Origin of the sequence: Stenotrophomonas sp. SKA14, from assembly GCF_000158575.1 — a bacterium.
Classification (GTDB): Bacteria; Pseudomonadota; Gammaproteobacteria; order Xanthomonadales; family Xanthomonadaceae; genus Stenotrophomonas; species Stenotrophomonas forensis.
On sequence record NZ_DS999412.1, the window covers coordinates 2,795,318 to 2,809,705 of the forward strand.

Here is a 14,388-nt window from a genome sequence, read left to right on the forward strand (position 1 = left end):
ACCCGGGCCTGTCCGAAGGACACGCGACGCGTTGACCACTGCGTGGCGGCGGACCACCATGACAGCCCTTGCCCGCGCATCACGCAGGAACCGTTACCGCATGGCTGCACCGAAAAAGACCGCCTCCCGTGGGCGACCGCCCAGCATCACCCGCGAGCGCATCGCCGACGCCGGCATTGCCATGACGCTGCCGGGGCTGAGCTTCGTCGGCGTGGCGGCGGCACTGGGTGTCAGCCATATCGCGCTGTACAAGCATGTGGCGAATCTGGCGGCGCTGCGCGAGCTGGTGGCCGAAGCGATCTTCGAGCGTTGGCAGGCACCGGCGCTGGATGCTGCTGGGCAGCGCAGCATCGTGGAGGATCTGCGTGCGTTCCAGCGCTCATTGCGGGCGCTGGTGGATGACAATCCGGGCCTGGCCCCGTTCCTGGTCAGCCACGGCGCGAAGACGCCGGAGATGCTGGCGCGCATCCAGCGCCACCATGCCGAATTCAGTCGCGTGCATGGCTTGCCGCTGGAACAGGCGGCATGGCTGCTGTCGACCGTGGCCTATCACGCCGTGGCGCTGGCCGACACCGTGTATTCCCGGCATGCGCTGATGGATACCACGCGCCGGCCCTTGGATCGGAAGGCACAGCAGGCCGAGTTCGACCGCAGCATGGAAGCATTGATCATTGGAGCATTGGCGATGTGCGGGCGCACGGCGGCCTCTGGGTAACGCTCATTCCCGGTGGGCAGCTACCGGTCAGGCTCCGCATCCTCCATGCCCGGGCTGACCCGGCGGCCGATGTCCTTCAAGCGCGCCAGCTGGTCCACCATCGACGGCGCATCATCCAGGCTGCCGACGAACGTCCACAGGTAGGTCATCACCGCATACACATGGCCCGGGGTCACCCCGTCGGTGGTGGCGAGGCGGCCGATGGTCAGCGCGAACAGCACCGCGGCGGCTGCGCCGACCACCACGAAGGCGCCGGCTTCGCGGTCGGACAGCAGGATGCGCAGCCGCGACAGCGTGGTGTAGTGGCGGCGCAGCACCGAGGGGCTGACCCGGTCGACCAGGCGGATCTCATGTTCCAGCCGGTTGTTCAGGCGCCCATGCAGCTGCTCGTTGCGGCGCGCGAACGACGGCAGCAGCAACAGCGCACCCAGCAGGGCGACCAGGCTGGCGGCGCCGACGAGGGGTTCGATCGCCAGCAGCATCGCGGCCGCGCCGAACATCGACACCAGCGCGGTGGCGATGAACGGCACGTGCTTTTCGAAGAAGTCGACGAACTCGCGCGCCAGCACCACGCGTGCGGCGGAGGTGGAGGTCGCCTGGCCGAGGCGCCGCTGCGCCTGCACCACATTCACTGCCAGGTCGGCATAGATGCGGGTGAAGGTGCGCGTATCCACCGCACGGCGGGCGGCACCGACCAGCCAGAACAACAGCACCACGCCGGCATAGGAGATGGCGTGGCCGATGTCGCCGCGGATGATTGCGTCCACCGCGAAGCCGGCAAACAGGGGGTAGGCCAGCAGCAGCGCGTTCTCCAGCGCAACCAGCGAGAAGGTGCCGGTGAGCTGCCAGGGATAGGTGCGCAGGATCGCTTTCAGGGTGGCGGCCGCATTCTGCTGGCCGATGCTGCCGGCGGCAGCCGCCGGATCGTGGGGGTGTTTCATCGGGATGCCTGGAGGGGACAAAGACAGGGCAGGGGATGGAGGCCTGCCATCTCCCCGGTCATGCCCAGTATCGGCAGCCGTTTGGAGCGGGCATGGAGGGACGATGGAGGTCGCGTGGAGAAAACCGCGGTATTCAGCGGAGAGCGTGGTGCCCACCAGCGGGGGCCGCTACCCGAGCTTCAACGCCGCGCGTGCACCGGCCAGCGCAGTTCGAACGAACTGCCACCACGCTCGGTGGCGCGGCAGCGCGCCGTTCCGTGATGGGCCACGGCAATCGCCCGCACCACGGCCAGGCCCAGCCCGGAGCCACCGCTCTGCCGTGAACGGGAGACGTCGGTGCGCTGGAACGCTTCGAAGATGCTGTCGCGCAGTTCATCCGGCACACCCGGTCCGCCGTCTTCCACGGCCACGGTGCAATGCCCTTCGGCCAGCATGACGCGTACCTGCAGCGGGCAGGGAATGGCATGGCGGCGTGCGTTCTCCAGCAGCGCCAGCACCGCCTGGCGGATGCGCGCCGGATCACAATCGGCCAGTGCCGGGCGTGCCTCCAGCGTCACCGAGAAGCCGCTTTCGGTGAGTGCCTCGGACATGGCTTCCACCACCGCCGCCACCTGCACGCTGACATCGCTGCGCTGCAGCCGCAGGTCCAGGTGGCCGCTCTCGGCCAGGCTGACCACGCGCAGGTCCTCGATGATGCGGGTCAGGCCCTCCAGCTGGGTGAGCATGCTGTTGAACTGTTCCGGCCCCGGTTCGAACACGCCCTCGGCGATGCCCTGCAGGCGGCCGCGCAGGATGGTCATCGGCGTACGCAGTTCGTGCGCGATCGCCGCGTTCCAGAACACCCGGTTCTCGGACATGCGGCTGAGGCGCTCGGCCATCGAGTTGAAATCGCTGACCAGCGTGGCCGCTTCGGCCATCGTGGTGCCACCGCCGCGTGCACGCGCGTCCAGATCGCCGCTGGCCACCCGGCGCAGGCTCTCGGCCACCGAATTCAACGGGGTGATGATGCGCCGGGTCAGCCGCGAGGCGACCAGCGTGGCGAAGATGACGACCACGCTGGCGGTCAGGCCGATCCACAGCCATTCCAGGCCGGACGGCATGATGGTTTCCGGTTGGTCATACCAGCGCGGATAGAACACCTCCATCAGGTAATAGAACAGGTAGAAGCCGCTGATCGACAGCACCGTCGAGCACAGCGAGGCGACGGTGATGGACAGCGTGATCTGGCGTCCGATGCTCTTGCCTTTGGGGGTCATCATTCAGTCCAGGAAGCGGTAGCCGACGCCGCGGATGGTGGCGGGAATGCCGATCACGCCCACCTCCTCAAGCTTGCGCCGCAGTTTGCTGACATGGCTGTCGACGGTGCGTTCCTGGGTATCGCCTTCGGGCAGGCAGGCGTGCAGCAGGTCCACCCGCGCATGCACCTGCCGGGGTGCGCGGGCCATGTGCACCAGCAGGCGGAACTCGGTGAGGGTGAAGGTCAGTGCATGCTGCTGGTCGCCGCTGCGCACGGTCACCTCGTGGCTGCGCAGGTCGATCTCGAACGGCCCCTGCCGGATCAGCCCATTGGGTTCTTCGGCCACCGTCCTGGCGCTACGGCGCAGCACCGCCTGGATGCGCGCCACGATCTCGGCCGGATTGAACGGCTTGGCTACGTAGTCGTCGGCGCCCACGCGCAGGCCGGTCAGCTTGTCCACGTCCTGGTCGAGCGCGGTGAGCATGATCACCGGGGTGTTGCCACGCCGGCGCAGTTCACTCAGTACCTGCCAGCCATCCAGTCGGGGCATCTGCACGTCCAGCAGCACCAGGTCCGGGCGCAGCTGGCGGTGGGCGGCGAGGGCGGCCTCGCCGTCGGCGGCACGGGCGCTGCGCAAGCCGGAACGGTCGAGGTACGCGCCCAGGATGTCGGCGATCTCGCCTTCATCCTCGGCAATCAACACCAGTGGTGGCTGGCGGGTACGGAGGGCATGTTTCATTGCGTGATGCGCAGCGTTGCGGTGGCGGCCAGTCGGCGAGGCCGACGAGGCTAGCGGCCGTTGATGGAGACTCGGTCGAGATTGTGTCGAGATTTCATGGACACGCGCGGCGACGTTCAGCTGCGGGCCGCCTGCCTGAACGGCGGCGCCCTCTCCACGCAATCTCCATGCTGGCTGCAGAAGACGTCCACACGCGGCCACCAGACTGGGGGCTCAGCGGGCGCACCGGGCGACTGCGTGCAGCTGGGCCTTTCGATGAGCAACCGCAGGACCTGGATCATTGTTGCCGCCGTGGCCACGTTGGCTGCCGGCGCCACCGCGTGGGTACTCGCCGAGGGCGACGAGGCCGCGCTGATCACCGCGCCGGCCCGGGTGGCCGATCTGGAAAAGACCGTGCAGGCGGTGGGCCGGGTCAATCCCAAGGAGCTGGTGGCGGTGGGCGCGCAGGTGTCCGGGCAGGTCAAGCGCCTGCATGTGGTGCTGGGCCAGCGCGTGCAGGCCGGCGACCTGATTGCCGAGGTCGATTCACAACCACAGCGCATCGCCCTGCGCAGCGCCGAGGCCGCCACCAGCACGCTGCGTGCCCAGCACACCGCCAGCCAGGCCCGCTACGTGCAGGCCAGCCGTGTGTTCGAGCGGCAGTCGCAGCTGGTGGCGTCGCGGCTGGTCTCGCAGGAGGGTTTTGAGACCGCACGGGTGGCCCGTGATGCCGCCCGCGCCGACGTGGCTGCGCTGCAGGCGCAGATCGACCAGGCGCTGACCCAGGTGGAAACCGCACGGATCAACCTGGGCTACACCCGCATCGTTTCGCCCACTGACGGCTACATCGTGGCGATTGTCACCAAGGCCGGGCAGACGCTGAATTCGATGCAGACCACCCCGACCATCGTGATGCTGGCGCAGATGGACACGATGACGGTGCGTGCCGAGATCGCCGAGGCCGATGTGGAACTGGTGGCGCCGGGGCAGCCGCTCTGGTTCTCGACCTTGGGGCCGAGTGGACGCCGCTATGAATCCCACCTGCAGCAGCTTGAACCGGCGCCGTCCTCGATTGCCGAGGCGGCCACCGGCACTGCGGGTGGCTCTGCACAGACGCCGAAGGCGGTGTACTACGCCGGCCTGTTCGATGTGGCCAACCCAGGCCTGGCGCTGAAGCCGTCGATGACGGTGAAGGTGACCCTGCAGCTGGCGCGGGCGGCCAACGCGTTGCAGGTACCGCTGACGGCGCTGACCGAGTCGGACGGCACACAGGGCCAGCGCGCCACCGTGCAGGTGGTCGATGCCAAGGGGCGCGTGCGCGAACGTGCGGTGACAACCGGCCTGCGTACTGCCACCGCCGTGCAGATCCTGACCGGCCTGCGCGAGGGCGAGAACGTGGTGGTCGGCCAGGCGCCCAGCGGCGCCGACGCCGAGCCGACCAGCCTGCTGGGAATGTGAACATGGCCGACGCACTGCTGGAACTGTGGGGAGTCTCGCGCGCCTATCGCTCCGCCGCCGGTGAAGTGGTGGTGCTGAAGGACGTCTCGCTGCGCATCGATGCCGGCGAGTTCATCGCCATCATCGGTCCGTCGGGGTCCGGCAAATCCACGTTGATGAACATCCTCGGCTGCCTCGACCGGCCGACCGAGGGCAGCTACCGGGTGAACGGCGAGGCCACCGAGCAGATGGCGCCGGATGCGCTGGCACGGCTGCGCCGCGAGCATTTCGGTTTCATCTTCCAGCGCTACAACCTGATGGAGAACCTGAGCGCCACCGAGAACGTGGCGCTGCCGGCGGTGTATGCCGGCGTGGATGCAGCTACACGCACTGCCCGTGCACGCACGCTGCTGGAAACACTGGGGCTGGGCGAGCGCACCGCGAACCGGCCGAGCCAGCTGTCCGGCGGCCAGCAGCAGCGCGTGTCCATCGCGCGTTCGCTGATGAACGGCGGCGCCATCGTGCTGGCCGATGAGCCAACCGGTGCGCTGGACCATGCCAGTGGCCAGCAGGTGATGGCCGAGCTGAAGCGCCTGCACGCGCAGGGCCATACGGTGATTCTGGTGACGCACGACGCCGCGATTGCGGCCAACGCCGCGCGGGTGATCGAGATCGCCGATGGCCGGGTGGTGGCCGACCGGGGCGAACGCAGGACGCAGGCCGCATTCCGCAGGTGCATCCGAACACGAAACTGCGCCGCTTGCCGAACGCCGCGCACGGGTGGACGCGGTGCGCGAAGCGGCGCGGATGGCCGTGCGTTCGATGCTGGCCCATCGCCTGCGCACGTTGCTGACCATGCTCGGCATCATCATCGGCGTGGCTGCGGTGGTGACCGTGGTGGCGCTGGGCAAGGGTGCGCAGGCGCAGGTCGAGTCGCAGATCAACGAGCTGGGCGCCAGCACACTGGAGATCTACCCCGGCGCCGATTTCGGCGACCCGCGCTCGGCGGAGATCGAGACACTGGTGGTGGGCGACGCCGACCACTTGGCCGCATTGAGTTACGTGGACAGTGTCAGCCCCAACCTGAGCGGATCGGTGGCGGCGTTGCAGGGCAGCCGTCGCGCCAATACCCAGGTGCTGGGCGTGGGCGCGGACCTGCCGCGCGTGCGCGGGCTGCGGCTGAAGGCCGGGCGCTTCTTCAGCGCCGACGAAGTGGACGCGCATCGCGCCGTGGGCGTGGTTGACCAGAAGGCAGCGAAGGCACTGTTCGCCGGCAACCCGATCGGCAGCACGGTGCTGCTGGGCGGCATGCCGGTGGAGGTGATCGGCGTGGTGGGTGCCAATGCCTTTGCCGGCGGCGCAACGCCCACGGTCTACGTGCCGTATACCTCGGCCGCTTCGCGACTGCTGGGCAGCCAGCGCCTGGAGAGCATCACCGTGCGCGTGCGCGACAACGTGCCGACCAATGCCGCCGAGGCCTCGCTGGGGGCCGAACTGCAACGCCTGCATGGGCGCCGCGACTTCTTCATCTACAACGCCGACCAGATCCGCAAGGCGGTGATGAAGTCCAGCCAGACCATGGCCGCGCTGGTCTCCGCCATTGCCGCGGTGGCGCTGGTGGTGGGTGGGGTGGGGGTGATGAACATCATGCTGGTGTCGGTGAAGGAGCGCGTGCGCGAAATCGGCGTGCGGCTGGCGGTGGGCGCGCGCCAGGGCGACATCCTGCGCCAGTTTCTGATCGAGGCGGTGCTGATCTGCCTGTTCGGCGGTGTGCTGGGCGTACTGTTCGCGTTCGCGGTGGGTGCGTTGTCCAGCCTGCTGTCGCTGGGCGTGCCGTTCCTGTTCACTGCCGGGCCAGTGCTGGCCGCCCTGGCGTGCTCGTCGGCGATCGGGCTCGGCTTCGGCTATTTCCCGGCGCGCAGCGCGGCGCAGCTGGACCCGATCCAGGCGCTGGCCGCGGAATGACGCGATGCGTGCCTGTGGTTAGCGCCGGGATAGGACCGGCGCCATCGGTCAGGCCACGTAGACCTGCGTGTCCACATATTCCGACACAGGCCCCTGCACGCCAGCAGCAGGCCCTCGCGCACGTCGTTGCCCACCTGCTGCGCCTCTTCGCCATCCACGCGCACGCGCTCGCTGGCATGCAGCAGTTCCAGCAGCACGGTGAGGCCGGCGTTGGCGCGGTTGATGCGCGCCAGCGCCACGCACTGCCCGGGTGCGCGCCCCTTGCGCCGCAATGGCTGGCCGTCGGCCGCTTCCACGTCGCGGATGCGTTGCAGGCAGTCCAGCAGGGTGATCCCGTTGGCAGCGGGATTGGCGGCGAGGGTTCTTTCCAGCGGCTCGGCGAGGGTATCGGGCAACTGGCTGGCGACATCACCGAGGGTGGCGAACAGGTACGGGTAGCGGTCGGCGCTCATGGCGGTTTCCTTATGCGTTACGCGAAGGAGCCACCCTGCTTGACAGCAAGGGTGGCGGACGGTGCATGGTTCCAATACCGGTGACTAACGTTGCCAAAGCTCCGGCGGGCACGAGGCCCCCACGCACCGCCCGCCATAGATGCGCGGACAGAGTGCCTGCCGGCGCCTTCCAGAGGGATTGGACGACGCCGACAGGCAAGCGTAAACAACATTAGTCAAACGGGATTGGAAGCCCGTGCCACCCGTTGTCGGTGGCTGGATATGATTTGCATGCAGCGCCTTGGCTGCCAATGAGAATAGTTGGAAAGTTCGAAATTATTGGAATGTGGATGCACCCGCGCAGCGGATGATCGAGGCGTGCCAATCACGACATTGCGTGCGATGCCGCGTAGCGGGCGTGGCGCGTCAGGAAGCCGGTCGAGGATGCCTGCGCACACGTGCGCGTTCGCGATACAACCGGCTGTCGGCACGCTGCAGGGTATCGCCCACTGATTCGCCAGGCGTGTGGTGCGTCGCACCGAGTGAGAACGGCGTCGGCGACTGCGCCGCATGTTGCAGATACCATTGTTCCAGCACCGCCAGCCGCCCCGCATCAGGCGTGATCAACACCACCATGAACTCGTCGCCGCCCATCCGCACCACGTTTTCCGCCGCACCCAGCGGCGAGCGCAGGAAGGCGGCGAACTCCACCAGCACGGTATCGCCGCGCGCATGGCCCTGGGTGTCGTTGATCTGCTTGAAATGATCGAGGTCGAACATCAGGCACGCCCATGGCTGGTCGGCCAGCTCGTCCAGCCGTGGCAGGAAGCGGCGGTTGTAACTCTGGGTGAGCGGGTCCTTGAAGGACATCTCGCGCAGCTGCTGTTCCTGCATGCGCAGCGCGGTAACGTCCTGCGCGTGGCCCAGCACATAGGGTGGGCTGGCCTCGCTGTCGAGCACGTTGTGGTACGCCCAGAAGTGGCGGGTGCCATCGGCAGCGATCAGCTCGATCACGCCGGCATCGGTGTGGTTGACCGCGATGCGTGCGAGGTACGCCTTGAACGCAGCGTGCTTCTCCGGCGGCATCAGGTCGCACAGGCTGCGCCCGATCATGTAGCTCTCATCGAAGCCCAGCGATTGCACGGCGGCCGGATTCACCGAGGTCAGCACGCCTTCCAGTGTGTGTGTGCAGATCAGCCCGAGGCTGTAGTGGAACAAGCGCCGGTAGCGGGTTTCGCTGGCTTCCAGCGCATCCAGTGCGGCGCGCTCTTCGGTGATGTCCTAGATGGCCCCGACCAGCCGCGGGCGCCCATCGACCTGCTGCCGGCCGCCGACGACGCGCGTCCAGATGTCGCGGCCGTCGGCGGTGGTCACGGGTAGCTGTACTTCCCAGGAGGTGCCTTCGTCGATGCAGCGCTGGACGGCGGTGCGGATGATGCTGCGGCTGTCTTCGCGATAGAACGACAACGCGGTTTCCAGGGTGGGCTCAAAGGTACTGCGCACACCGTGGATCAGCTTGGTCTCGCGGGTCCAGCGCACCTCGTTGCTGGCAAGGTCCAGTTCCCAGCCGCCCACCCGCGCGGCGCGGTTGGTGCGTTCCAGGAAATCCTCGCTGCGCTTCAGTTCCCGGTGCAGGGCCTTGGCCTGGCCGACCTGCGCCATCAGCGTGCTGCGCTGTTCCAGCACCTGGGTGGTGACCCGGGCCAGGTGCACCATCAGTTCGCGCTGCGACGGCGACAGCACGCCGGGCATGGGGTCGAGCAGGCACAGCGTGCCGATGCGCGCACCGTGAGCCGAGCCGAGCGAGATGCCGGCGTAGTGGCGGATGCGGGGGCCGCCGGTGACCAGCGGATTGCTGGCGAAGCGCGGGTCCTGGCGGGCGTCGGGAATCTCGAACAGCGCATCCTGCTGGATGGTGTGCGTGCAGAACGAGATTTCGCGCGCGGTCTCGCTGATCCCGTCCAGCCCGATGTTGGCCTTGAACCATTGGCGTTCGTCGGCCACTACCGAAATCAGCGCCATGGTCATGCCGGTGGCGGCACGAGCAGCGGCCACGATGGCGTCAAACACGGGTTCCGGCGGTGTATCCAACAGGTGCAGCCGGTCAAGTTCAAGCAGTCGTTCGGCTTCGTCCATGGCGCTTTGCAGGGCTGGGTGGCGAGGGCGGCTTCGGCGGCTGTCAGGCACTACGCTAGTGCGTACCGCGTTATGTATCGCCACGACCGGGTGATGCCAACGTGAGGCAGCGGTGTCAGCGCTTGCGGGGTGAGCGGGCGGGGCGCACTGAAACGTGACGGTGGTCGCGAACGTGCCAGCGCCACGGAAACTCCACGGCGCGCGTGATGCCGATACGCGGGCCAACCACCGGGTCCAGCGGGGGAGCGGTGCCATCGCAGGCGATGACGATGCCGTGGTTGCCGGTCACCAGATCGGCACCGTCGAAGCGGCGGTCCAGCCCGAACGCCTGGGAGAGTTTGCCCGGGCCGCTGGCCAGATCGTGGTCGCGCCTGGCAGCCGGGCGTAGTTCGCGCATGTACTCCAGCCCGGCCAGCGGCTCGGCGGCACGCAGCAGCACGGCCACCCCTTCGCCGATCTCGCCACACACCACATTGCTGCCCCAGTGCATGCCATAGGTGAAGTAGACGTACAGGTGCCCGGCTTCGCCGAACATGCTGGCGGTGCGCGGGCTCGGCCCGCGGTAGGAATGCGCGGCCGGGTCCACGCTGCCGGCGTAGGCTTCCACCTCGACGATGCGGGCCGCGCGTCCATCGTCGCGTACCAGCAGCTTGTTGAGCAGCTCCGGCGCAACCTCGATGGACGGGCGCTGGTAGAAGCGGCGGGGGAGAATCTTCCAGTGCGGCGGCAATCCATCCAGCATGGCAGGGGCAGGTTCTGCGGGAGAAGCCAGCAGTGTGACGGCCTGCCAGTGAAGCTGCCGGCCAGCGGCCGGCACTACCGTTCAATCGGCCATCACGCGGCCAATCGCATCGGCCAGCAGGGCGCGCACGCGTGCCGGTGGCAGGTCCGGGTCGCGCACGGCGCGCATGGCCAGGCCCTCCACCAGCAGCCGCAGCAGCAGGGTGCGCCCGGCGATGGCTTCCTCGTCAATCGGCCGGCCCAGGCGCGCATCGTGCTGGCGCAGCCAGTCATGGATGGCGGCGCTGGTCTGCTTGTCGTGGGTGCGCAGTACCTGGGCCAGCATCGGGTCGCGGTGCGCTTCGGCGTTGATTTCCGCGTACAGCGCCACGCTGGCGATGGCGTTGCCGTGGATCGGCAGCACCGCGCCGCGCGCCCACTGCCGGTAGCACTCCAGCAGGCCATCGACCAGATCGGACGCCGCCGGCATCTCGCTGATCGACGCCTGGTCGTGGCGCAGCTGGCGCTCGATCAGCGCCAGGATCAAGGTCCGCTTGTTGGCGAAATAGCGGTACATCAGCCCTTGGCTGATCTCTGCCTCGGCGGCGATATCGCCGATGGAGCCGGCGTGGAAGCCGCGGATGATGAAGCACTTCTGGGCGGCATCGAGGATGCGCCGGCGCTGGGCCTCGGCGTGTGCGGCGGCGGCGTCATCAACGGCTGTGGCTACGGCGGGCTTTGGCGTCATTGCGGAAGGTCAGGGCGTCCAGAGACGGGATAGTACGTCACAAAAGGTGTGAATGAACGGTCATTCATTTGTAATTCCCGACTCCCAGACTGCGCCGGCCTTCTCCTTCCGCGAACGAGTCCGATGCGCTACGCCACGCTGCACCGCCCGCTGCTCACCCTCGCCATCGCCGCCGCGCTGCCGGCGATGGCCCATGCCGAAGACGGTCCCCATGCCGAAGCCGATGCCACTGCCTCCGCCGACGCGGCGCGAACCGTGGTGGCGCTTGACCAGGTGGTGGTGACCGCGCAGAAACGCGCCACCAACCTGCAGGAGACCCCGATTTCGGTGTCGGTGGTCGATGCCGAGGCGTTGAAGGATCGCAGCGCGATTTCGCTGGGCAGCCTGTCCGATGGCTCCATTCCTTCGCTGCGGGTGACCCCGTTCGCGACCCGCAGTTCGGCGCTGAACATCGGCATCCGTGGCATCGGTGCGTCCGGCGATGCCAACCAGCCGGCGCGCGATGCCGGCGTCGGCATCTACGTCGATGGCGTGTTCATGGGCCGCGCGCAGGGCCTGGGCAGCATGCTCTACGACGTGGAGCGCATCGAAGTGCTGAAGGGCCCGCAGGGCACGCTGTTCGGCCGCAACACCGAAGGCGGTGCGGTCAGCATCGTGACCAAGGCGCCGACCGGCGAGTTCGGCGGCAGCGTCAGCGCCGGTGTGTCCAACTACAGCGGCTACAACAGCGCGCTGCACCTGGACCTGCCCAAGGTGGGCGACGTCAGCTTCAAGATCGACGCGGTGCAGGCCAAGCGTGGTGGCACCACCGACAACCCGATGCGCGGCGAGCGCGACTTCAACAGCTACGACAAGCGCGGCGCTCGGTTGAGCGCGCTCTGGCAGCCGCGCGATGATGTCTCGCTGCTGTACGCGTTCGACCGTTCCTACGATGCCACCACGCCGTACCACACCCAGGTGCTGGTGCCCGGTGCCTACCTCAGCCCGCTGCAGAAGGCCGGGGCCAGTCTCGACCGCCGCGACAGCGCCATCCTGGGCGGCCCGCAGGAAGACAACATTGGCCGCACCAGTGGCCATCTGTTGAACCTGTCGTGGACCTTGAACGAGAACCTGGAGCTGAAGTCGATCAGTTCCTACCGTGAACTGACCCAGGGCCAGTTCGACATGGGCCTGGTCGATGCGATCTCGGCCTACGGTGGCGCGGGTACGCCGTTCGGCCGCTACAGCCTCGCCCAGGTCTACCAGCACCAGTACAGCCAGGAGTTCCAGCTGATCGGCAACACCGCGCAGGTGCAGTTCCTCGGCGGCGCGTTCTACTACCACGAGACCGCGGGTGACAATGCGCAGACGCCCAACATGCTGGTGTGGGGGCCGGGCGGGAACAGCTACACGCTGAACCCGGCCACCAACCCGCTGGACCTGTCGCGGGTGCGCATCGACCGCGCCAGCAAGGCGTGGACCGACAGCCTGGGCGTGTTCGGCCAGGCCACGTGGACCCCGGAGGCGATGCCGGGCCTGCACCTGACCGCCGGTGGCCGCTACACCCGCGATGACAAGAAGGGCAGCCTGTATATCGTCAACGGCGCGGCGACGAGTCTTGCTTTCAAGGACCGCTGGAGCCGCTTCGACCCGATGGTCAACATCGCCTACGACCTGGGCGAGCACGCGATGGTCTACGCCAGGTACAGCACTGGCTTCAAGGCCGGTGGCGCCAACTCGCGCTCGACCAACTACACCGCGTTCGGCCCGGAAGAGGTGACCGCCTATGAGCTGGGCTTCAAATCGCAGTTCTGGGACAACCGTGCGCGCCTGAACCTGGCGGTGTTCGATTCGACCATCGCGCACAAGCAGATGGATTTCTCGCTGCCGTTCGACCCGAACAGCGGCGAAACCCGCACCACCATGGTCACCACCAACGCACTGAGTGATGGGAAGTCGCGCGGCGCGGAGCTGGAGTTCAACGTGATGCCGGTGGACAACCTCACCCTCGGCCTCAACTACGCGTATACGAAGATCGATGCGCAGACCGCCACGGACCCGTTCGGTGCGGGCGTGCAGGTAACCGTGCAACCGCTGCTGGCGCCGAAGAATGCGGGCAGCCTGTCGGCCGACTACCTGGTGCCGTTCGCCAACTTCTCGGCGCTGAAGTTCCATGTGGACGGCAACTGGTCCGATGGCTATTACACCAGCGAGTACGACCAGATGCTGACCGACAGCTCGTTCGTGGTGAATGCACGGGTGGCGCTGGTGGATGTGCCGGTCAACAGCACCGGAACCACCATGTCGTTCTCGCTGTGGGCGCGCAATCTGCTGGACGAGCAGCACCTGTTCTACAAGCTCAACAGCCCGGCGCTGGGCCAGACCGGCATCTTCAACGACCCCCGCACCTTCGGCCTGGATGTGGCCGTCAACTTCTGATTCGAACGGAGACTCCCATGAAGCACCGCTCTACCGAACTTGCCCTGGCCGTGATGCTCAGCCTGCCGCTGGCGGCGAGCGCCGTGGCCGCAGACGCACCGCAGGCCGTTGCTGCGACGCCGGCCGCTGCCGCCAATGTGAAGCCGGTGGCCGCCGATGCGCAGCGCGTGCTCCCGCTGCAGGGGGCGTGGAACGTGCGCACCTTCGCCGGCCTGCAGGGCCGTCATGGCCCGATTCCGGCCGCTGCGTTCGTGCGTACCGCCGATCTCGGCCGGCTGACCGACGCCGATCGCGATGCCTTGGCCGCCGCCGGCGTGAAGCTGGACATCGACCTGCGCACCGCCGACGAGCAGGCGCAGTCGCCGGACCTGCTGGCCAGGGATGATCGCTTCGACTATCAGCGCATCTCGCTGATGGGCACCGAGAAGATGGACCTGCAGAAGATGATGACCAGCTTCCCGGATTCACTGGGCGAAGCCTATGTGCAGTGGCTGGGCCACAGCCAGCCGCAGTTCAAGCAGGTGTTCCAGCGCATCGCCGCGCAGCAGGACGGCGCGGTGCTGTTCCATTGCACGGCGGGCAAGGACCGCACCGGCATCATTGCGGGGCTGCTGCTGGACCTGGCCGGCGTGCCGAAGGCCGAGATCGTGCACAACTACGCGATCTCCGCGCACTACCTGGAAGGGCAGCCGAAGGACAGCGCGATGAACGCGCAGATCATGGCGCTGATCAAGCAGAACCCGGAGATCGGCCGCAGGATGGCCGGCATGTCCGGTACCGCACCGGACAACATGGAGCAGTTCCTCGCCGCGCTGCACAGCCAGTACGGCGGCGCCGAGGGCTACCTGAAGTCGATCGGGGTGAGCGAGCAGGAGATCCAGCAGCTGAAGGTGCGTCTGGGGCAGGCGGGCTGACGGTGGTG

The 14,388-nt window shown here is 67.7% G+C and carries 10 protein-coding genes and 3 pseudogenes; 6 read left to right on the top strand and 7 right to left on the bottom strand.

Annotated features, from left to right (window positions below; translation table 11 throughout):
• Positions 1 to 100: 100 nt before the first annotated feature.
• Entirely contained in the window at positions 101 to 715 is a 615-nt protein-coding gene (locus tag SSKA14_RS12645) for a TetR/AcrR family transcriptional regulator (protein WP_008267376.1), read from the top strand.
• 20 nt (positions 716 to 735) lie between these two features.
• Here SSKA14_RS12645 and SSKA14_RS12650 read toward each other — a convergent pair whose 3' ends face one another.
• The 3 genes from SSKA14_RS12650 to SSKA14_RS12660 all read right to left on the bottom strand — a co-directional run bounded on the left by SSKA14_RS12650 (position 736) and on the right by SSKA14_RS12660 (position 3,632).
• The gene (locus tag SSKA14_RS12650; RefSeq protein WP_008267985.1) at positions 736 to 1,656 is read right to left on the bottom strand and encodes an ABC transporter six-transmembrane domain-containing protein; all 921 of its coding nucleotides are present in this window, start codon (positions 1,654 to 1,656) and stop codon (positions 736 to 738) included.
• A gap of 179 nt (positions 1,657 to 1,835) precedes the next feature.
• Positions 1,836 to 2,912 (bottom strand): ATP-binding protein, encoded by a 1,077-nt coding sequence (locus SSKA14_RS12655; protein WP_040009641.1) that lies wholly within the window; start codon positions 2,910 to 2,912, stop codon positions 1,836 to 1,838.
• 3 nt (positions 2,913 to 2,915) lie between these two features.
• The gene (locus tag SSKA14_RS12660; RefSeq protein ID WP_040007658.1) at positions 2,916 to 3,632 is read right to left on the bottom strand and encodes a response regulator; all 717 of its coding nucleotides are present in this window, start codon (positions 3,630 to 3,632) and stop codon (positions 2,916 to 2,918) included.
• Between the two features lie 255 nt (positions 3,633 to 3,887).
• Between SSKA14_RS12660 and SSKA14_RS12665 the strand changes: the two genes are divergently transcribed.
• From SSKA14_RS12665 to SSKA14_RS24365, 3 genes and pseudogenes are all read left to right on the top strand, one after another.
• The gene (locus SSKA14_RS12665) at positions 3,888 to 5,069 is read left to right on the top strand and encodes an efflux RND transporter periplasmic adaptor subunit (RefSeq protein ID WP_040009644.1); all 1,182 of its coding nucleotides are present in this window, start codon (positions 3,888 to 3,890) and stop codon (positions 5,067 to 5,069) included.
• A 122-nt stretch (positions 5,070 to 5,191) separates the two neighbouring features.
• Positions 5,192 to 5,530 (top strand): annotated as a pseudogene (locus SSKA14_RS24360) (ABC transporter ATP-binding protein); the annotation flags it as partial.
• Positions 5,531 to 5,855: 325 nt separating this feature from the next.
• Positions 5,856 to 7,013 carry an ABC transporter permease gene (locus SSKA14_RS24365; protein WP_343122258.1) on the top strand — a complete coding sequence of 386 codons (1,158 nt, stop codon included), beginning with the start codon at positions 5,856 to 5,858 and terminating at the stop codon, positions 7,011 to 7,013.
• A 48-nt stretch (positions 7,014 to 7,061) separates the two neighbouring features.
• Here SSKA14_RS24365 and SSKA14_RS12675 read toward each other — a convergent pair.
• The 4 genes and pseudogenes from SSKA14_RS12675 to SSKA14_RS12690 all read right to left on the bottom strand — a co-directional run bounded on the left by SSKA14_RS12675 (position 7,062) and on the right by SSKA14_RS12690 (position 11,048).
• Positions 7,062 to 7,465 (bottom strand): annotated as a pseudogene (locus tag SSKA14_RS12675) (hypothetical protein).
• Positions 7,466 to 7,870: 405 nt separating this feature from the next.
• A pseudogene (locus SSKA14_RS24330) lies at positions 7,871 to 9,664 on the bottom strand (diguanylate cyclase).
• A 31-nt stretch (positions 9,665 to 9,695) separates the two neighbouring features.
• Positions 9,696 to 10,322, bottom strand: coding sequence for a DNA-3-methyladenine glycosylase (locus SSKA14_RS12685; RefSeq protein ID WP_008268637.1), 627 nt, complete (start codon positions 10,320 to 10,322; stop codon positions 9,696 to 9,698).
• An 81-nt stretch (positions 10,323 to 10,403) separates the two neighbouring features.
• Positions 10,404 to 11,048: a TetR/AcrR family transcriptional regulator gene (locus tag SSKA14_RS12690; protein ID WP_008267159.1), complete on the bottom strand. Its 645-nt coding sequence runs from the start codon at positions 11,046 to 11,048 to the stop codon at positions 10,404 to 10,406.
• Between the two features lie 123 nt (positions 11,049 to 11,171).
• Here SSKA14_RS12690 and SSKA14_RS12695 point away from each other — a divergent pair, with 123 nt between their 5' ends.
• Both SSKA14_RS12695 and SSKA14_RS12700 read left to right on the top strand, forming a co-directional pair.
• Entirely contained in the window at positions 11,172 to 13,466 is a 2,295-nt protein-coding gene (locus SSKA14_RS12695) for a TonB-dependent receptor (protein WP_008267579.1), read from the top strand.
• 17 nt (positions 13,467 to 13,483) lie between these two features.
• Positions 13,484 to 14,380: a tyrosine-protein phosphatase gene (locus SSKA14_RS12700; RefSeq protein ID WP_008265893.1), complete on the top strand. Its 897-nt coding sequence runs from the start codon at positions 13,484 to 13,486 to the stop codon at positions 14,378 to 14,380.
• The last annotated feature ends 8 nt before the right edge of the window (positions 14,381 to 14,388 follow it).